The organism is Lysobacter sp. S4-A87 (genome assembly GCF_022637455.1).
Lineage (GTDB): Bacteria > Pseudomonadota > Gammaproteobacteria > Xanthomonadales > Xanthomonadaceae > Lysobacter_J.
On sequence record NZ_CP093341.1, the window covers coordinates 2535023 to 2553212 of the forward strand.

Annotated in this window: 15 protein-coding genes; 7 read left to right on the plus strand and 8 right to left on the minus strand. The window is 68.2% G+C overall.

What is annotated here, in order from left to right:
* Positions 1 to 29 precede the first annotated feature (29 nt).
* A complete protein-coding gene (locus tag MNR01_RS11395; RefSeq protein WP_241917920.1) occupies positions 30 to 2741 on the minus strand; it encodes a tetratricopeptide repeat protein in 2712 nt (903 codons plus the stop codon).
* Between the two features lie 272 nt (positions 2742 to 3013).
* Here MNR01_RS11395 and MNR01_RS11400 point away from each other — a divergent pair, with 272 nt between their 5' ends.
* The gene (locus MNR01_RS11400; protein ID WP_241917921.1) at positions 3014 to 3721 is read left to right on the plus strand and encodes a hypothetical protein; all 708 of its coding nucleotides are present in this window, start codon (positions 3014 to 3016) and stop codon (positions 3719 to 3721) included.
* Here the strand turns inward: MNR01_RS11400 and plsB are convergent.
* Both plsB and MNR01_RS11410 read right to left on the minus strand, forming a co-directional pair.
* Positions 3705 to 6539, minus strand: a complete 2835-nt coding sequence (gene plsB, locus MNR01_RS11405) for a glycerol-3-phosphate 1-O-acyltransferase PlsB (RefSeq protein WP_241917922.1) — start codon at positions 6537 to 6539, stop codon at positions 3705 to 3707. The genes MNR01_RS11400 and plsB overlap by 17 nt on opposite strands.
* Before the next feature lie 26 nt (positions 6540 to 6565).
* Positions 6566 to 7474, minus strand: coding sequence for a hypothetical protein (locus tag MNR01_RS11410; RefSeq protein ID WP_241917923.1), 909 nt, complete (start codon positions 7472 to 7474; stop codon positions 6566 to 6568).
* 321 nt (positions 7475 to 7795) lie between these two features.
* Between MNR01_RS11410 and MNR01_RS11415 the strand changes: the two genes are divergently transcribed.
* The 5 genes from MNR01_RS11415 to MNR01_RS11435 all read left to right on the plus strand — a co-directional run bounded on the left by MNR01_RS11415 (position 7796) and on the right by MNR01_RS11435 (position 12363).
* A complete protein-coding gene (locus MNR01_RS11415; protein ID WP_241917924.1) occupies positions 7796 to 8401 on the plus strand; it encodes a hypothetical protein in 606 nt (201 codons plus the stop codon).
* 62 nt (positions 8402 to 8463) lie between these two features.
* Positions 8464 to 9099: a hypothetical protein gene (locus MNR01_RS11420; protein ID WP_241917925.1), complete on the plus strand. Its 636-nt coding sequence runs from the start codon at positions 8464 to 8466 to the stop codon at positions 9097 to 9099.
* Complete coding sequence (locus MNR01_RS11425) at positions 9096 to 9560, plus strand: hypothetical protein (protein ID WP_241917926.1); 465 nt, start codon at positions 9096 to 9098, stop codon at positions 9558 to 9560. Before MNR01_RS11420 ends, MNR01_RS11425 begins: the two co-directional genes overlap by 4 nt.
* Positions 9561 to 9562: 2 nt before the next feature.
* The gene (locus MNR01_RS11430) at positions 9563 to 10396 is read left to right on the plus strand and encodes a hypothetical protein (protein ID WP_241917927.1); all 834 of its coding nucleotides are present in this window, start codon (positions 9563 to 9565) and stop codon (positions 10394 to 10396) included.
* Positions 10393 to 12363, plus strand: coding sequence for a carboxypeptidase-like regulatory domain-containing protein (locus MNR01_RS11435; RefSeq protein ID WP_241917928.1), 1971 nt, complete (start codon positions 10393 to 10395; stop codon positions 12361 to 12363). Before MNR01_RS11430 ends, MNR01_RS11435 begins: the two co-directional genes overlap by 4 nt.
* A 225-nt stretch (positions 12364 to 12588) precedes the next feature.
* Here MNR01_RS11435 and MNR01_RS11440 read toward each other — a convergent pair whose 3' ends face one another.
* The 5 genes from MNR01_RS11440 to MNR01_RS11460 all read right to left on the minus strand — a co-directional run bounded on the left by MNR01_RS11440 (position 12589) and on the right by MNR01_RS11460 (position 17195).
* Positions 12589 to 13509, minus strand: a complete 921-nt coding sequence (locus tag MNR01_RS11440) for a 5'-nucleotidase, lipoprotein e(P4) family (protein ID WP_241917929.1) — start codon at positions 13507 to 13509, stop codon at positions 12589 to 12591.
* 71 nt (positions 13510 to 13580) lie between these two features.
* The gene (locus MNR01_RS11445; RefSeq protein WP_241917930.1) at positions 13581 to 14072 is read right to left on the minus strand and encodes a GNAT family N-acetyltransferase; all 492 of its coding nucleotides are present in this window, start codon (positions 14070 to 14072) and stop codon (positions 13581 to 13583) included.
* A gap of 113 nt (positions 14073 to 14185) precedes the next feature.
* Complete coding sequence (locus MNR01_RS11450; RefSeq protein ID WP_241917931.1) at positions 14186 to 14437, minus strand: hypothetical protein; 252 nt, start codon at positions 14435 to 14437, stop codon at positions 14186 to 14188.
* 101 nt (positions 14438 to 14538) lie between these two features.
* Entirely contained in the window at positions 14539 to 14928 is a 390-nt protein-coding gene (locus MNR01_RS11455) for a VOC family protein (protein WP_241920597.1), read from the minus strand.
* A 287-nt stretch (positions 14929 to 15215) separates the two neighbouring features.
* Positions 15216 to 17195, minus strand: coding sequence for a UvrD-helicase domain-containing protein (locus tag MNR01_RS11460; RefSeq protein ID WP_241917932.1), 1980 nt, complete (start codon positions 17193 to 17195; stop codon positions 15216 to 15218).
* 198 nt (positions 17196 to 17393) lie between these two features.
* Between MNR01_RS11460 and MNR01_RS11465 the strand changes: the two genes are divergently transcribed.
* Entirely contained in the window at positions 17394 to 18176 is a 783-nt protein-coding gene (locus MNR01_RS11465) for an SEL1-like repeat protein (RefSeq protein WP_241917933.1), read from the plus strand.
* Positions 18177 to 18190 lie beyond the last annotated feature (14 nt).

Consider the following 18190-nt stretch of genomic DNA (forward strand, 5'->3'; position numbering starts at 1 on the left):
CGGGCATCCCGGGCACGGCCCGACCCGGTTCAGCCCTGCAATTTGCCGAGCAGCGCCGTCGACTCGCGCACCAGCGGATGCGCCGGTGCGTAGAACTCCCGCAGCATGGCGTTGCAGGCGTCTGCCTGCCGCCGGGCGCCGACGGCATCGTGCTGGCGCATGGTCAGCTGCGCACGCAGGCAATCGCCTTCGCCGCGCAGCGGATGGGCGGCGGGAAGCTCGTCGCCGACGCGTGCATCGTAGATCGCCAGCAGGGTGGCGGCGTCGTCCAGACGGTCCAGCGCCAGCGCGGCACGGACCCAGCGCAGCACTCGCGGAACGACGCGGTCCCCAGGCTGGTCGAACAGGCGGACGCGATCGCCCATCGCCGCCTGCAGGCGTGCCAGCGCGGCGGCGCGGTCGCCGCTCATCGCCTCGGCCCAGGCCAGGTTGGCCTGCGCGCGCAGCGGCAGCGGGTGATCAGGCTTCAGCGCGCCCGACCAGTTGTCGAGCAATGACTGCAGCAGCGCGCGGGCCTCGTGCCACTGGCCGCGGCGCAGGCGGATCTCGGTGCGCCAGATGTTGGGCATCTGCGCCTCGACCTGGCCGGCGCCCTGGGTCTGCTCGAAGATGCGCCGCGCGTTGAGCAGCAGCGGTTCGGCGGCGTCGTAATCGCCGGTCTCGACCAGCACGCTGCCCAGCGAGTTGTACGCCCACGCCGTCCAGGAGGTGGTTTCGCCCGAGCTGCGGTACAGCGCGAGCAGGTCCTCGAAGTGTTTGCGCGCCTGCGCATACTCGCCAAGTCCACGCGCGCACAGGCCCAGTGACCAATACAGCTCGCCCTGCGCCTTGGCATCACCGTTGAGCGCCTGCGATGCCAGCAGCGGCTGCAGGATCGCCTGCGCCTGCCGGTAGCGGCCCTGCTCGGTGCGCAGCTGGCCCATCTTCAGGGTCGCGAACGGGCGCTCGGCCGATGCTTCCTCGCTGCGGCGAAGGGCCGAGGCGCAGGCTTCCTCCGCTGCGGCAAGGTTGTTGGCGATGCGTTGCACGTCGCACAGGCCGGTCTCGACGCGGATCAGCGCCGGCAGCTGGTCGGGCGCGAGCCCGCGATACAGCGCGCGCGCCTGGCGGTAGTGCTGGATCGCCAGTGCGTGGCGGTCCTGGCCGAAGAAGACGTTGGCGACCAGCGCGTGCACCGTTGCCGCGGCCGCCGGATCGTCGGCGAAGCGCTGGTCGACCTGCGCCGCGGCGCGATCGACGGCATCGCGCACGCTGACCTGGTCGCCGCCGGCGCGATTGCCGGAATAGGGATCGGCCTGTGCCAGCACGTCGCTGGTGACGAAGTCGAGCACCGCCTGGCGTTGACGGGCATTTTCCTCGGCGAGCAGGCGCGCGCGATCGGCGCGCACCGACATCGCCGTGGTCGCGACCAGGCCCACCAGCAGCGCGGCGGTGACCGCCGCCCACATGCGCAAGCGAGTGCGCTCGCTCGCCTGGCGGTGCGCGCGGCGTTCGTCTTCATCGCGGCGGGCAAGTGCCTGGTCGCGCTCGGCATGGCGCTGGTCGAGCGTGCGCAGGCGCGTGGCCAGCATGCGCGGATCGAGCACGCGCTGGGTCGGATCCAGCGCGGCTGCCTGGGCGATGTCCTCGCACAGCAGCGGATCGTCGAGCGCCGCTTCCCAGCCCGGCGCCAGCGAACGGCGCAGGTCGCCGACCAGCAGCTGGTACAGCAGCACGCCCAGCGCATAGACGTCGCTGCTCTGTGTCGGCATCTCGCCGGCGATCACCTCCGGGGCGATGTAGAGCAGGCTGCCGGCCTGCGCCGATGACAGCGAGTGGCTGCCGTCGACCAGGCTGTAGGTAAGGCCCAGTTCGGCGACATGCGGTGCAAGTGCGGCTTCGCCGGCGCCGAGGTCGGCCAGGACGAAGCGCCAGCCGCCGGGCGCTGCTGCGTCGGCGACGGGGTAGAGGTTCTCGGGCTTGAGGTCCTTGTGCAGGATGCCGATCTCGTGGAGCGCGGCCACCGCCTCGCACAGCTGCACGCACAGCGACAGCCGCTGCTGGAACGACAGCGCAGCCAGCCCGCCCTGCGCCTGCGCCCAGTCGCGCAGGTGGCCGTGCGGGTAGTAGGGCATTTCCAGGAAGAACGGCGGCTGCGCCAGGTTCCAGCCCAGCACCGGTGCCACCGCTGGCAGGTCGGCGCGCACCGCCTGGATGTAGCGCGCGAGCGCGATCTCGCGCTTGAGGCTGCGCAGGCCGCTCTCGCTGGTCGCCAGCTTGATCGCGCGCGTTTCGCCGTCGTCCGATCGGGCCAGGCAGATGACGCCTGCGCTGCCTTCGCCCAGGCGCTGGACCAGGCGCCAGCCCGGCCGGTGTGGGAGCCGGTCGCCGTCACGCAGGCGCTCGGCATCGTGCGGATGTGCGTGCACCTTCTCGACGGCAACCGCTTCGAACCGCACCGCCGCCGCCAGCCGATAGCCGTAGCCGTGGACGACGCGGATCGCCGCTCCGTCCTCGCCCAGGGCCTGACGCAGGCGGCCGATCGCCTTGACCAGCGAGTTCTCCGACACCACGCGCCCCGGCCAGCCGCATTCGAGCAGCTCGTCCTTGGTCACCACTTCGCCGGCGTGGCGCAGCAGCGCCAGCAGCACGTCGTAGCTGCTGCGGTCGAGGTCGACCTCGACCGATCCGACTCGGACCGCGGCGATGCGCTCGTCGAGCACGACCTCGCCATACCGCCAGATGCCCGGCGATGACGACATGTTCAGTGATGACGGCGACTCGGCCACGGCCCCCTCCGTCGCGCCCCGTACCAACAGAGCATCGCACTTTGGCGCGTGGCCGTGCGACCGGCAAGGGGGTGGGCGCTCCCGGCGGTACGGGCGATCACAAATCCGCGCCGGCGATTCACAAGCTTTCAGAACTCTTCAGGACGCGGCAAGGACTGCCGGGTCCCGGCCCCGGCACGATGCCGGACCGCTCGCCGCGGGTACCTCCGCGGCGACAACGATCGAGCATCGGCCCGGGGGACGCCATGCAAACCGGATCCAGGGGACGCTACGGCCAGGCGCCGTTCGGCGACCGCGCCGCCGCGGCGCGCTGGCAGGAAGCGATCCAGACCGCCCAGCACGACCTCGCCGACGACCTGGCCCAGCTGACCGGCGGCGACGGCCTGGATCGCGACAGCTACCTGCGCTGGCTGGCAGCCGAGAACGCGCTGTGCCGCACCGGCGCCTTCGTCCTGGAATCGCTGACGCCGGCCCTGTCGACGCCGGCGCTGCGGCAATGGGCCGGCGAGCGCATGGCGAAGATGCGCGACTGGGAACGGATGGCGGCGGCGGACGTGCGCCGCACCGACGGCATCGTCGCCATTGCACCGGTCGCGGCCGAGCCCTGGCGCGATTTCGTCGAGCGGCACCGCCGGCAGCGTCCCTACCGGGTGCTCGGTGCGATCGCGCTGCACGAGGCGGTCACCGGCGGCATGGCGCGCGACGCCCTGGTCGCCGTGCTCGAGCGCTCGTTCCTGCCGGTGCGCGGCTGCACCTACCTGTTGCACCGCCTGCTGGCCGCCGACGACGGCTGCGACTGGCGCTGGTTGTGGCAGCAAGCCGAAGAAGGCGCACAGCGGCGCGCGCTGTGCGACGGGGCGTGGCATGCGGCGACGTTGTATCGCCGCATCGTCCAGGCCGCCCTGAAGGGCGCGCCCCTAAAGAGCGCGCCACAGCTCAGCCCGCCGGCGTAACCTCTGCGACCGGTTCGGCCTTCGCCGTTTCCGGGCTGATCTTCTCGATGGTGTGGCGCAGCTCGCGGCCGAGGATGACCTTGGCGTCCTTGGCCCAGGCATCCAGGCGTGCGTCGAAGGCCAGCTTGCCGTTCTCGTCGGGCCACACCAGCTTCAGTTCGCGCAGCTTCTGGATGAAGCCGCGGAACAGGGTCTTGTCGAAGAACTCCGGCGCCGCCGGCGCGTACAGCAGCGACAGGCGCTGCGCCGCCAGCTGGCACATGCTTTCGAGCTGTGAGGCGGTGAGCGTGCCGGCGCCGTTCTTCACCAGCACCGAAATGGCGATGTAGTAGCGCTCGAATGCCTGCTGCAGCGAATGGCCGATCGCGCGCAGGCGGAACACCTCGTCGGTCTGGCCGGCGTTGCGGGCGAGGATGCCGCCTTCTTCCTCGTTGATGCGTTCGAGCAGGCCTTCGCGGATGAACACCTCGATGGTGTCGGCCAGGCGCTGGGAGAACTGTTCCTCGCTCCACGGCAGGAACAGCTCGGCCTGCAGGAACGGATAGACGTTGCGGCCCAGGCGCAGCACGCCGGCCTGGCTCATGCGGCGGTTGTTCTGGAAGCAGCAGGCGATCCACGACGCTGCGGTGAACAGGTGCAGCACGTTGTTGCGGAAGTAGCTCAGCAGCACCGCGTTGTCGCCGCTGACACCCAGCACGTCGCCGAGCGGATGCGCGGTGCGGCTGAGGACATTGATCTCCTCGCCGTGGGCGACGATCTCCTGCGGCGAGTGCGGCGTCACGGTGACGCGGTCGGAGTAGGGCAGCGTGGCCAGCAGCGTCTTGCTCAGCGCGATCTGCGCCAGCAGGTCGGCCTCGCCCATCGCGTGCTTGGGCGTGGACAGCAGCGCCAGCGCGAGCAGGTTGATCGGGTTGACGTCGGCAGCGCGGTTGACGTTGACCTGGATGTGCTCCGCCAGCGCGTCGACGGCGCCAGACATCCATGCCGGCTTTTCTTCCTCGCCGACCGGCTTGCCGTCCCAGTCCGGAGCATGCTCGGCGAGCACGTCGTTGAGGCGGATAGGTTCACCGAAGTTCACCACGACCTGGCCGTAGTTGCTGCGCAGCACCTTGGGGATGCCCCACAGCAGCGCCCAGATCGATTCCTTCTCCTTCGGCTTGCCCGACAGTTCGTCGAGGTAGCTGGTGCCTTCCATCAGCTTCTCGTAGCCGATGTAGACCGGCTGGAACAGCACCGGTCGCGTCGGCTGGCGCAGGAACGCGCGCAGCGTCATCGCCACCATGCCGCCCTTGGGCTGCAGCAGCCGGCCGGTGCGCGAGCGGCCGCCTTCGACGAAGTACTCGATCGAATAGCCGCCCGACACCAGCTGCGCCACGTACTCGCCCAGCACCGCCGAATACAGCGCGCTGCCGCGGATGCTGCGGCGGATGAAGAACGCGCCGCCCTTGCGCAGCAGCGTGCCGACCACCGGCAGGTTGAGGTTGATGCCGGCCACGATGTGCGGCGGCACGATGCCGCGCGTGTACAGCAGGTAGCTCAGCAGCAGGTAGTCCATGTGGCTGCGGTGGCAGGGCACGTAGACCACTTCGTGGCCGGGCGCGTCTTCCTTGAGCTGGTCGAGGTGATGCACCAGGACGCCGCGGTAGATGCGGTTCCACACCGGCGCGAGCAGGAAGCTGACCGAGCGCACCACCGGGTGCGAGTAATCGGCGGCGATCTCGTAAGCGAAAGCGTGCGCCTTCTTCCACGCATCGGCGAGCTTGGAGTTGTCGCGGCGGGCCTGGTCGGCGATCGCGTCGCGGACGGTGCTCGAGGTCAGCACCTGGTCGACCAGCAGGCGGCGGGTCGACAGGTCCGGGCCGATCACCGCCGCGCGGATGCGGCGGAAGTGCGCGCGCAGCACGCGCGAGAGCTTGCGCACCGTCCGCTCGGCCGGCAGGCCTTCGTCGACGATCGAACGCAGGCCGATCGGCGGGGCGAAACGGACCAGGGTGTCGCGGCCATTGAGCGCGATCGCCAGCAGGCGGCGGAAGCGGCCGACCAGGGTCCAGTTTTCCGAGAACAGCACCGAGAACCAGCCGCTGTTCTTGTCCGGCGCGCGGCCGACGAAGATCGACACCGGCACCAGCTGCACATCGAGGGTGGGATCGGCGCGGTGTGCATCGAGCAGGCGCGCCAGCGAGCTGGAATGGCTCTTGGTGGTTGGCTCGGCGGTACCGGCCAGCGCCTGCAGCTGCGCCAGCGTGTTGACGTTGCGACGCGACAGCGCGAGATAGGCGCGCTTGCGGCGAAGCGGATCGCCCGGCAGTGGCTGCAGCGGCGAGGGCAGTCCGGACTCGCGGCAGGCGCGCTCCAGGATCAGCGCGTTGCTCAGGCCATAGTCCTCGAGCACGTAGCAGACCGGACGGCCACTCCACTCCTCGGGAATCTCGGCAGTCGGGTTGCGCGGCTCGATGGTCAGCTGCACCCACGGTGCCATCAGGCGACCGAGCAGCTTGGCCCACCACGGTCGGCGGGGTGCGCTGACCGAACGGCGGCGCTCGGGGCGCACGGACGCCGCAACAGCCGGAGCTGCGGGCATCGGCAGTTCGGGCTGGGCGGGGTCCGGTTCGATCGCGGCCGGCTCGACCGCGGCCGGGGCGTCGGCTTGCGGCGCACCAGCGGTCTCGGTGGAGGCGTCCGCAACCGCGTCCGCAGTCGCTTCCACCGCAGCGTCGGGCATGGCTTCGGAGCCGGCGGACGGCGTCGCGGCGGCGGCCGGCGCGTCCTTGGCCGGTTCCGGGAAAGGCAGGGGAGTCTGATTCGGCATCGCGGGCATTATGCCTTTCGCGGTCGAAACCGCGTTCAGCGGGTCGGCTGCGCGTCCGGGTCTGCCGCCTCGGGCGCCGCTGCGGGTGCCGACGCCTCGGTCTGGGCATGGCGAAGGGCGTCGCTGAGGTACCAGTGCCCGTCGTGGCGTTCGACCGCCAGCTGCGCCTGGATCTTCTGTCCGGCCAGGGTGTAGTCCAGCCGTACCCGGGCGCGGTCGCCGTCCTGTTCGATCAGCGTCGCCTTCGCGCCGGCCAGGTCGGCGTCGACGTCGAGGCCGTAGGTCCCCAGGACCTGCTTGAAGCGGGCGTAGAACGGACCGAACCGCTGGAGGCTGCGGCGCATGCCGAGCTGGCGGAACGTGTCGGGGCCGCCGGCCAGCCCGGTCTGGCGTGCCGCCGCGACCAGCTGCGGGATCGCGCGACGCGCGCGCTGCGGATCACCCAACGGCGCCTTCTGGCCCCAGCGGCTCAGCGCCGCGACCAGTTGCGCGTAGTGGGCGCGCTCGTCGGCGCTGTAGTCGCCTTCCTTGCGCAGGTACTGGGTCGCGAACAGGCCCAGGGTCGAGGCGGCCGAGCGCAACTCGGCGCCGGCGCCGGAGAACTGGCGGTTGTAGGTGGTCAGCAACTGCTTCTCCGCACCGGGCGCGGCCAGGGCGGTGATGAAGGCGGGCAGGCGATCGTCGAGCGGCAGCTCGGTCAGCGGCCAGCGCGTGCGGCCCTCGTTCCAGGCCTGGTCGATCCGGGCATGGAGTGCGGGCGGGACGGAGTGCCGGGACCAGGCAACGAAGTCGTTGCCGCGCAGGTCGGCAATCAACTGCTCGACCGCCTGGGCCGGTTCGGTCGGGGTGGGCGCGGCCACCGGCGCCTGCGTTCGCTCGCAGCCGGTCACCGCCACCGCGGCAACCAGAAGCAGCGCGGCAGTGGCGCGTCGGATCAATGGCATGCGGTGCGGTTCCCCTGTCGCTGGGTCCGAATCTTGGCCGGGGGCCGGGTCAGGGGCAAGCGACGACGTCCCGAATCCAGATTTCAGCGGGGAATTCTCCTATTCATAAATTATGAGGACACAAGGTGACGCCGATTGTCACTTTTGACTCAGCACGCTCAAAAGTGTGACTGGAATCTCGTTCAGCTTTGTCGAATCGGGTGGTCTTAACACCGTTTTCACGTCTTCAAGCTGGTTCTGCGACCGTTGGCACACTTTCTGCTTTCTAGGCACTAACCCGGTATTTCCGCCGGGAAGCAACGCTAGCCCGGAGTTTTCAAAATGAACAAGTTGCAGTCCCTGTCCGCTGCCGCCCTGCTGGCGGTGCTCCCCTTCGCCGCCAATGCTGAGTCCGATTTCAACACCAACACCAGCGGCAGCATCACCGCGAGCGCCAAGCTCGACTTCCAGGTGGTGATCCCGCGCGTCCTGTTCCTGCAGGTCGGCACCGGTACCAACCTGGCCGACAACACGGCCGTCGACATGCTCACCTTCACCGTCCCGGCCGCAAACCTCGGTGCCGGCGGTGCGGGCATTGCCGCGACCGGTGGCACCAGCGGCGCCAGCGGCGTGGGCGCGACCGTCAAGGGCAACGTCGGCGACATCAAGCTGAACGCCACGACCGTCGGCGCGATGAACAACGGCACTGCCGCTGAGACCCTGTCCTTCACCCAGATCGCGACCACCACCAGCAACACGTCGCTGCCGGCTCCGGCCCTGGCTGATGGCGCCGGTACCGCAATCACGCTGACCGCCACCAACAAGGTGGTAAACCAGACCGCGACCTGGACCTACAACTACGCCAACACTGCCTTCGCAGCAGCGGGCTCGTACGGTGGCGCCGGCGTCAACAACGGCCGCGTGACCTACACCGCGTCGAACCCGTAACCGAGCTGATGACTCGCAGCCGTGCCGGCATCGCCGGCACGGTGGACGGGACTGAAACCGCCATGCCGACCTTGATCCGACTGATTGCCGCGCTGCTGCTTGCCGGGTGGGCCTGCGCAGCGCAGGCCTACGTTGTGAACATCACGCCGCAGAATGGCCGCGCGGCCTACCTGCGCGTTGGCGATGGCGCCATCACCGGCGGCAACTACAACAACGGCGGTACGCCTGCGGACTTCGGAACGGTCAACGTCGTATCCGTCGCCGTGCCGGCCAACGTGCTCGGCAACGGCACTTCGCAGCAGATGTCCGGCAACGCCAGTCAGATGAACAGTCACTACGACGGATATCTGTTCTGCAATGCCGGCCAGATCTACGTGGGCGGCTTCTATCGCCGCAACTCATCGACCGGCGCGGCATCGCTGACCGTCGCGATCACCACGCCGCTTCGGACGCCTTCCGGCGAGACCATTCCGTTCACCCAGATCAGCTGGACCACGAGCAGCAACGGGCCCGATGGCGACATCACCGGCGAACCGATCACGGATTCGGCCTTCACCGGCGCAGCGTCGCAGGTCGTGGCCAGCTTCCCGGCCAACACCTGGCGGGAGACCTGCATGTCGTTCCGTTTCGCCAATGCTGCCATCTATGCGGCCGGAACCTATACCGGTCGTGTCACCTACACACTGACGACGCCATGAAGGCCATTCGCTCCAACCTGATGACTGCACTCGCCTGCGCACTGATCGTGCCGGCTGCTTCGGCGGCGACGTATCGCGTCGATGACAGTGCGAGCGAGGTCATTGGCAATACCGTCCAGATGCGCTGGGACACGCCGACTCCCGAACCAGGGCGCCGGCAGGTGATGTCGGGGGATATCACCGTGCTGGTCCGTCTGGATGTGGCGCAGTGGAAGGGGCGCCAGGGGCGCATCTACATGATTCTCCCGGCGCAATCCTTTGGCCAGGTCACGGCCAACTGGACCACGCGTGGGCGCCTGCTTCCAGGCACGCTTCGTTCGGGCGAGCGCACGCTCGTCCACTCCGGTCCGATCACCGACGATCGAATCGAGGACACCTTGTACCTGCAGATCGATGCAGACGGTCGCTATCTCACGCGAACCGAGCAACTCAACTTCAGCTTCGAAATAGACGTGGAATGAGCATGACGTTGTCCCGCCTCAACAAGACACTGCTGCCCGTTGTCGCTGCGTGCGCCCTTCTCGGCATGCACGCGCCGGCGAAGGCGCAAGGCTTCGCCGCGCTGGTTTCACCGCCGCGGTTCGAAGCCAGCGCGCGCGCCGGCACAACCTATCGCGATGTCGTCGAAATCAACAACGTATCGGGCGAGAGCGCGCACTTCTCGGTTGCGACGGCCGACTGGACCCTGAAGCCGGACGGGTCGGTCGACTTCAGCGACGGCCTGGCGCCGAACAGCTGCCGCCCCTGGGTCGGGCTGGAAGCGGCCGACATCACGCTTGCACCGGCAGGCAAGCGGCGCTATCGCTTCGAAGTTGCCGTTCCGGCCGACGCCCCGACAGGCGAATGCCGGTTCGCCATCATGATTTCCGGCGATCCCCAGGCGGCCAAGGGATCCGTCGCGGTTCCGGTGGCCGGCAGGATCGGCGTCATCGTCTACCTCGCGACCGGCGATGCGATGCCGAAGCTCGAAATCGTCGAGCGTGGCGTCAAGAAGGTCGAAGGGCGCGTGCTGCCGGTCGTGCGCGTGCGCAACAACGGCAACGCGCATGGCCGCGTGACGGGGCTGATCGATGGCACCGACGCAACCGGCCGACACGCGATCTTTGAACCTGCCAACCTTCCAATCCTGCCCGGCGAGACTCGCGACGTGGCGCTCACGCCGCGCGCCGACGATGACCAGTCGGCTCCGCCGAAGCTGACCTACCCTGTCCATCTCAAGGGCCGGTTGGAGTCAGGCAAGGAGCGCATGGATATCGACGAGTCGTTCGTCGACATCGACTCCACGTTCGCAAAATGACGTCGCGACGTCGCCCGATTCCGCTGGCGCTTGCCGCCGGCGTCGTGGCAGCGCTCGCTGGTGTTTCGGCGTGGGCGCAGGAAGCGTCGCCCAACTCGCCCACGCCCTATCAGGACAGGATCATATCGAGCAGTCAGCTCGCGCCATTGTCGGAAGACGAGGACGAGCTGACCAACCTGGACGGATTGCCGCGTTCGACGTGGTTCCAGCTCGACTACAGTCGCAACTCGCAGGGCGACGAAAGTTTTGAAGAGAAGGGTGTCTCGGGCGGTGGATTCTGGGAGTCGGCTGCGTACGGCACGTACTCCGTGGACGCGACGATCTTCAGGGACGACGGCGGTATCGCAAGCGACGGTGGCTGGAGTGGCAGCGCTTCGGTGTGGCAGCGCAACCTGTTCCTCGACGGCGGCTGGCTCGGCAGCAACGGGCTGGGCGTCCTCAACACCCCCACGCTGGGTCTCCAGCGCAGCCAATACCGCTTCATCCTGCCTACCGTGGCTTTCGCCGGCGCCAGCACCGACTGGATTGCCCTGGACGGATGGCAGGTGCAGGCAGCCTATGGGCGTGCCGGCAACTTCACCGGGACAAGAATGCTTGGCTTCGATCTGGCGGACGGCAACGTCGCCAGCTTCGGCGTCCAGCACGACTGGTCGCCGCAGCTCAGTGGCGCAGTGTCGTTCCTGGGGACCGATGGCCGTCTCGTCCCGGATGAGCAGGGTGACCCGTCGCTGGTACCCGCCGAGACGTATGCCGCTTACGCAGCGACCGCATGGCGCGGAGAGCGCGACATGGCCCAGCTCAACCTCCTGGCCAGCGACGCTGATGCCGGAAACGCACAAGGCGTGTGGGTCGATGCCAATTCACGTCGCGGCCGCATGAACCACAACTACGGCGTGTTCCGTCTCGAGCCTGAACTGTCCTGGGGCGATCTGCCGATCAGCAGCGACGTTGAAGGCGGCTACTACCGCGGCACCTACCAGTACGGTCGGTGGATGTGGAGCGGTGGCCTGGACGCCGTCCACTCGATCGACGGAAGCGGCTTCAGTGGCCTGTATGCAACCAACTACGCCCGCTATCAGGTCAGCACGAACTTCGGCTACGGCGGCAGCCTGAGCCTTTTGCGCGGCCACGATGACCGTTCGCACTCGATGCAGTTCTTCATGGACAACCGCTCGGACGCGGGCGATACGCGACTGCAGTTCGATCAGGCTGAAAACGAAGGCAACCGCAGCTGGCAGATCAACCTCGATCAGGCCTGGCCCTTGCGCCAGGGCAGTCGCCTGTCGACCTCGGTCGGATACGGCGCACTGTCCTATGACGACAAGGCCACGACGCGCAGCCTGCTGCTGGCCGCCTACGGCGCGGTAGATCTTGGCGAGCGGCTCAGCCTCGATGGTTCGGCGCGCTGGGCCGACGCAGATGGTCCGGATGGCTTCCGGGGTCTCGACCTCAATGTTTCACTGAACTGGCGCATTCGACCGCGCTGGTCCTTGCTTGCCTCGGTCTACCAGAGCGAAGGCTCGCGGATCTCGCCATTCGTGCTCGATCCGCTGGTGCCGGACAACCAGTTCATCAATCAGCCGCGCGACCGTTCGGTGTTCCTGACATTGCGCTATGACTGGCACGCGGGCAGGTCGCAGAGCGTGCTGGGCGGCCGTCCGGGCGCTGCCGCGGGCGGCTTGCGCGGCAGCGTGTACCTGGACGACAACGCCGATGGACAACGCTCCGCGTCGGAACTGGCGGCTGCCAACGTGACCGTGCTGCTCGACAACCGTTATGCCGTGCGCACCGACAGTCGTGGTGAGTTTGAGTTCCCGCGTGTCGCCGCCGGTGCGCACACTGTCACCATCGTGCCAGACAACCTGCCGTTGCCCTGGTCGTTGGAGGGAGGGGCAGCAAGTCGATCGATCGATGTCACCGTGCGTGGACAGACCCGCGTCGACTTCGGCGCGATCCGTCCCCGCTGATCCACGCAGGGCGGCAACCCAAAAGAAAAAGGAGGCCATGGGCCTCCTTCAAATCCGGCTTGCACCGGAGGACGTCGAGTTGTGGCATGGCTCCGGCTCGCGCCGGTCGGAGGGCAGACTAACCGCCCTCCAAACTTAAAGCAACACCTGAAGAAACGCGACGTAACCTATTGATTTAACGTGGCGACCTGGTGCTGCAATGCGCCAGCAACCGGCCCGACGGCGTTACGGCGCCACGTCCAGCGCTGCCCGCTTCGCCTCGCGCCGCGCTTCCAGCGACTGCGACCAGTCGTTGTTGAACGTCGCCGGCTCCCACGAGCCGTAGCTCGGGTTGGGCAGCATCCACCAGCGTTCGCCGAACCAGTCGCCGTATTCGTCGAGCAACTGCGAGCGACCTTCGCGCGTGTTGGCCACGACCTGGACGAAATCGCCCAGCTGGTCGCCGAACTGCATCAGCACGCGGTACTGCTGGCCCGCCAGCTGGCGGCGGCAGTTCTTCTCACTTCCGTTCTGCTCGCAGCCGTCGACGACGGTGCCCAGGCCGAGGAACACGCTGTCGTCCTTCACCGGCATGCCGACCGCCTTGAGGTTGGCGATGGTCGCGTCCTTCAGGTGCACGGCGCGGTTGGACAGATACAGGATGGTCACGCCCTTGGCCGCAGCGGCCTTGGCGAACTCGACCACGCCGGGCACCGGCTTGGCCTTCTTCTCGGCGACCCACGCATCCCAGCTGACTTCGTCGTAAGCCTTTCCGTCGCGCACCAGGCGCGCCTGGTAGGGCGAGTTGTCGAGCACGGTTTCGTCGACGTCCATGATGACCGCCGGCTTCAAACCGGTGGCGGCATTGCCGCGCTCGTCCGGCACCAGTGCGTCCCAGTTCTTCTGCGCCAGCGCAACGGCCAGCTTGTCGGCCGCGGCCCGGTACACGGTGGTGGCGGCTGCCTGGTACTCGGCCGAGGCCTGCATCCACAGCACGGCATTGAGGTTGTCGTCGGCAGCCACTGCGGCCGGCTTGGACGTCGCGACAGCGGTGGTCGGCGCCGGAGCGGCTCCCTCGGTCTTGGGCTCGGGCGCGGGCGCGCGCTGGCAGGCGGCCAGCGCGAGTGCGCAGGCGAGGGCGGACAGGGTGAGGGCGCGCTGGTTCATTGCGGTCGCAGGTGTTCTGGTCGGGCGGCGAGTGTAGCCGAGGCCGGCGCAGGCGCCATGACAGGCTGCCGTCAGGGCGTGGCGACCTGCAGCGAGACCTGCTTGCGGCCGTCGGCGACCCATTGCTGCCCCACTTCGCGGAAGCCGAAGCCGGCATGGAAGCGGCGCGATGCCTCGTTCGGCGGCCGCGTGTAGAACTCGCACGTCACCGCTTCGACGCCGCCGCCGCGGGCGAAGTCGAACAGGTCGCGGTAAAGCCTGGCGCCCAGGCCGCGGCCCTGGTGCGATTCGGCGACCACGACGCGATCGATATAGAGGAAACGCGTGTAGCGACCGGCGAACCACATGTAGTTGGGGCTGTCGTACTGCGCGCCTTCGCGGAAGGCGAGCAGGAAGGCGACGACGCGGTCGCCCTCGCACAGCACGCGGTGATAGGCCGACTGCCCGTCGAGCTGGACCAGACGCGGCGCATCGAGCGGGCTGAGCATTTCCTCGGAGGCGAGGTTCAACGCCAGGATCGCAGGGTGATCGCCGGCGTGTGCCGGGCGCAGGACGAGGTCCATGTAGTGGTTCGCAGGGCGGGCCCTCCATCGTGCCGCAGCGACCGTCGCCGAGGGAAGGCCGGCTTGAACGCGCCCCCGCATGCAGGTGGCGTCGGTGATGCGCATCGTGGCAGTCAGTCGCTGCCGCCGTCGCTGCTGCAGTCGCCACCGTCCGAACCGGTGTCCGAATCTGGGTCCGAGTCCGAATCGCACGACGCTTCGCGCTCGTCCTCCGGGCTGCAACTGCCGCCATCGGAAGTCAGGGGCGTCTGGTAACCCGCATCCCAGCCGCCGTCATTGCCGGACGACGTCCAGCGCCTGGAGGCGCGAACCAGCCACGCCAGCATAAGCAGGAACACGACGACTACTGCGAGCGTCGACAGCATGGGCGTCCCCGGTCTCTGGTTCCCGGCCCCATCACCGGGCCCGATGGCGCCGATGCTACGCGCCTGCACTCCCTCCGCGTCAACGCCGCAGGGCGGCAGGCTCAGGGTGCTTCGTACAGTTCGATCGGCAGTTCGTCCGGATCGGCGAAGAAGGTGAATCGCCGACCGGTGTACTCGTCAATGCGTATCGGCTCCACGGCGATGCCCTGTGCCTGCAGCTCCTCGGCGGCGGCAGCGACATCGGCCACCTCGAAGGCGAGATGGCGCAGGCCGCGGGCCTCGGGGTAGGACGGTCGCGGCGGCGGCGAAGGAAAGGAGAACAGTTCGAGCTGGCCGCCATCGGGCAGGGCCAGGTCGAGCTTCCACGAGTCGCGCGCGTGGCGATGCACTTCGGCCAGCACGCGCAGACCGAGCACCTGGGTATAGAAGTGCCTGGAGCGCGTGTAGTCGGCGCAGATGATGGCGACGTGGTGGATTCGTTGCAGCTGCATGGGGTGCATGGAGTGCTTCAGGGGGAACGGGTGGTCTCGGGCACGGCAGAGGCGTGGATGATTGGCGGCGGTGACGGAGACGGCGGTTCGCGGAATGCCACCTCGTACAGGCGGTAGCGTGCTGCAGCGACCGCCGATCGACAAGGTGTCATCGTCGCGGTAGACCTCCACGTCCGGGCGCAGCCAGGGTTCGATGCGCTCGAACTCGCCGCTGGCCATGGCGGCCTTGAACGACGGCCAGATGTCGTCCGGCCCGGCTTTGGTCACGGAGTCGTCGGCGGTTATCGCTACTCCGCCAGCAGCGCCTTGATCGCGGCGAACCCGGCCACGGCGCGCTCCTGCTTGCGCGCGGCATCGGCCACCGGGTCGGCGCCGTCGCGCTGGACTTCGGCCGCCGGCAGCTCCTCGAAGAAGCGGCTCGGCTGCAGGCGGATCTTGTCGCCCCAGCGCTGCGTTTCGCGCGAGTGCGACAGCCACAGCTGCTCCTTGGCGCGGGTGATGCCGACGTAGAGCAGGCGCCGCTCTTCTTCCAGGCTGCCTTCCTCCAGCGCCATCTCGTGCGGCAGCGTGCCGTCTTCCATGCCGACGATGAAGACGTAGCGGAACTCCAGGCCCTTGGCGCCGTGCAGCGACATCAGCCGCACCTGGTTGCCGGCGTCGCCCTTGTCGGCGTGCGACAGAAGCGCCAGCTGCGCGGCCAGTTCGCCGGGGCCGGAATTCTTGCCGCCGTCGAACCAGTCGGCCAGCTCTTCCAGGTTCTCCTTGCGGCGCTGGAAGCTGGCCTCGTCCTTGCATTGGGCGCGGATCGCGGCGAGCAGGCCGCTCTTCTCGGCCAGCACGCGCACCAGCTCGGACGGAGGAATCTTGAATGCCTCGCCGCGAAGGTGCCGGATGATGTTGACGAAGCCGTCGAGCGCGTTGCCGGCGCGCGGGGCCAACTGCTTGAGCATGCCGATCTGTTCGGCCGCGCGCGACATCGGCATGCCGGCGTGCTGCGCCATCTCGGCGAGCTTGGACAGCGTGGTCGCGCCGACTTCGCGCTTGGGCGACTGCACCGCGCGCAGGAACGCCGCATCGTCATCGGGATTGGCGATCAGGCGGAGCCATGACAGCGCGTCCTTCACTTCACCGCGTTCGAGGAACGCAGTTCCGCCCGACAGGTGATACGGCACGCGCAACAGCTGCAGCGCCTTCTCCAGCGCGCGGCTCTGGTGGTTGCCGCGGAACAGGATGCAGAAGTCGCTCCACGGCGCCTGCTTGGCGGCGGCGAGGAAGTGGATCTCGGCGGCGACCTTCTCCGCCTCGTGGGCGTTGTCGCGGCACTCCCAGACGCGGATGCGCTCGCCGTCGGCCTGGTCGCTCCACAGCGTCTTGGGATGTTCGTGCGGATTGTGCGCGATCAGCGCGTTGGCGGTGCGCAGCACGCGGTTGGAGCAGCGGTAGTTCTGCTCGAGCTTGATGATCTGCAGCGCCGGGTAGTCCTTGCCCAGGTTGAGAAGGTTGTCAGGGTTGGCACCGCGCCAGGCGTAGATCGACTGGTCGTCGTCGCCCACGCAGGTGAACAGTCCCTTGTCGCCGGCCAATGCCTTCAACAGGCGGTACTGTGCGTCATTGGTGTCCTGGCACTCGTCGACGAGCAGGTAGCCGATGCGCTCGCGCCAGGCCAGGCGCACGTCTTCCTCGGCTTCCAGGATCTGCACCGGCAGGCGGATCAGGTCGTCGAAGTCCACTGCGTTGAAGGTGGAAAGACGTGCCTGGTAGCGCTGGTACAGCAGCGCCGCCTCCATCTCGCGCGGGCTCTGCGACGCGGCCAGCGCCTCGTCGGGCGAGAGTCCGGCGTTCTTCGCGCGCGATATGAGATTGCGCGCGTTGTCGATGACGTCGTTCTTGCTGCCGGGCGGCAGCAGGTCCTTGATCTGCGCGGCGCTGTCGTCGCTGTCGAACACCGAGAAGCCGCGACGCAGCCCGACCTTGGCGTGGTCGATCTGCAAAAAGCGCAGTCCCAGCGCGTGGAAGGTGCACACGGTCAGGCCTTCGGCGGCATCGCCCTTGATGCGCTTGGCGACGCGCTCCTTCATCTCCTTCGCCGACTTGTTGGTGAAGGTGATCGCGGCGATGCGCTTGGCCGGCATCCGCCCGGATGCGATCAGGTGCGCAATCTTCTCGACGATGACGCGGGTCTTGCCGCTGCCCGCGCCTGCGAGCACCAGCAAGGGGCCGTCGGTGTGGAGGACGGCAGCGCGTTGAGGGGGATTCAGACCGTGCATTGAAGGATGTTTGCTGCCGCGGTTGCGGCGACGTATTGTGCCGCAAACACCCCCCGCCGCTGGCGCTTTGTGCCGCCATTGCGCGTATTTCGTCACCGGGGGGCGCAGGTGGCGCCGCGCGATATCATCCAGGTGCCGCTTCAGGCGGCCGATGGCGGCAATGGCCGCACCCTGCACTCCGTGTATGGAGGAATCGCCATGGCAACCCTTTCCGCTCGCAGCAAGGCCTGGTGGACGGGCGCGGTGCTGTCGCTGCTGGTCGTCCCGGCCCTCGCCGAGGAACCGCTCAAGCTCGTCACCGCCACCTACATGCAGGTCGACGCCCAGCTCAAGTCCGCACAGGGCCATCCCAACGAGACCTGGCGCCTGAACGGGCTCAAGTCCTACCTGTCCGGGCACTACGACGAGGCCGTCCAGCGCTTCGAGAATGCCGCGTCCTACGCCGACAAACATTCGCAGCACTACCTCAGCCTGATGTACTGGTACGGACAGGGCGTGCCGGCCGATCCGGTGCGCGCCTATATCTGGAGCGACCTGGCGGCTGAACGCGGCGTCAACCGGCTGCTGGTTATCCGCGAGAAGATGTGGGCAGGCCTGACGCCGGAACAGCAGCACCAGGTGCAGGAACAGGGCCCGGAGTACTACGCGAAATACGGCGACGGCGTCGCCCGTCCGCGCGCGGACGTCGAAATCCGCCGTTTCACCCGCGACATGACCGGCAGCCACGTGGGTTATCGCAACCAGACGATCGACATCTTCCAGGGCGGCCCGCCCAATGGTTCGTTCGGAAACACCACGCCGGCCCTGCTGGCCGCGTGGATGCAGACGGTGGAAGGCACCAAGGGCGAGCAGTTCTACGCCGCCGATCGCACCGCGAACGTCTCCTACTGGCAGGCGCAGGACGCCGAGCTGGGTTCCACCGACGCAGGCAGCGTCGGCGTCGGTCCGATGGCGCCGGCGCGCGACAAGCCCAGGAACTGACCACCGCCCAGACC

Coding starts and splice junctions, on each gene's coding strand:
- MNR01_RS11395 (WP_241917920.1), bottom strand. CDS start 2,741: ATGTCGTCATCGCCGGGCATCTGGCGGTATGGCGAGGTCGTGCTCGAC.
- MNR01_RS11400 (WP_241917921.1), top strand. CDS start 3,014: ATGCAAACCGGATCCAGGGGACGCTACGGCCAGGCGCCGTTCGGCGAC.
- plsB (WP_241917922.1), bottom strand. CDS start 6,539: ATGCCCGCGATGCCGAATCAGACTCCCCTGCCTTTCCCGGAACCGGCC.
- MNR01_RS11410 (WP_241917923.1), bottom strand. CDS start 7,474: ATGCCATTGATCCGACGCGCCACTGCCGCGCTGCTTCTGGTTGCCGCG.
- MNR01_RS11415 (WP_241917924.1), top strand. CDS start 7,796: ATGAACAAGTTGCAGTCCCTGTCCGCTGCCGCCCTGCTGGCGGTGCTC.
- MNR01_RS11420 (WP_241917925.1), top strand. CDS start 8,464: ATGCCGACCTTGATCCGACTGATTGCCGCGCTGCTGCTTGCCGGGTGG.
- MNR01_RS11425 (WP_241917926.1), top strand. CDS start 9,096: ATGAAGGCCATTCGCTCCAACCTGATGACTGCACTCGCCTGCGCACTG.
- MNR01_RS11430 (WP_241917927.1), top strand. CDS start 9,563: ATGACGTTGTCCCGCCTCAACAAGACACTGCTGCCCGTTGTCGCTGCG.
- MNR01_RS11435 (WP_241917928.1), top strand. CDS start 10,393: ATGACGTCGCGACGTCGCCCGATTCCGCTGGCGCTTGCCGCCGGCGTC.
- MNR01_RS11440 (WP_241917929.1), bottom strand. CDS start 13,509: ATGAACCAGCGCGCCCTCACCCTGTCCGCCCTCGCCTGCGCACTCGCG.
- MNR01_RS11445 (WP_241917930.1), bottom strand. CDS start 14,072: ATGGACCTCGTCCTGCGCCCGGCACACGCCGGCGATCACCCTGCGATC.
- MNR01_RS11450 (WP_241917931.1), bottom strand. CDS start 14,437: ATGCTGTCGACGCTCGCAGTAGTCGTCGTGTTCCTGCTTATGCTGGCG.
- MNR01_RS11455 (WP_241920597.1), bottom strand. CDS start 14,928: ATGCAGCTGCAACGAATCCACCACGTCGCCATCATCTGCGCCGACTAC.
- MNR01_RS11460 (WP_241917932.1), bottom strand. CDS start 17,195: ATGCACGGTCTGAATCCCCCTCAACGCGCTGCCGTCCTCCACACCGAC.
- MNR01_RS11465 (WP_241917933.1), top strand. CDS start 17,394: ATGGCAACCCTTTCCGCTCGCAGCAAGGCCTGGTGGACGGGCGCGGTG.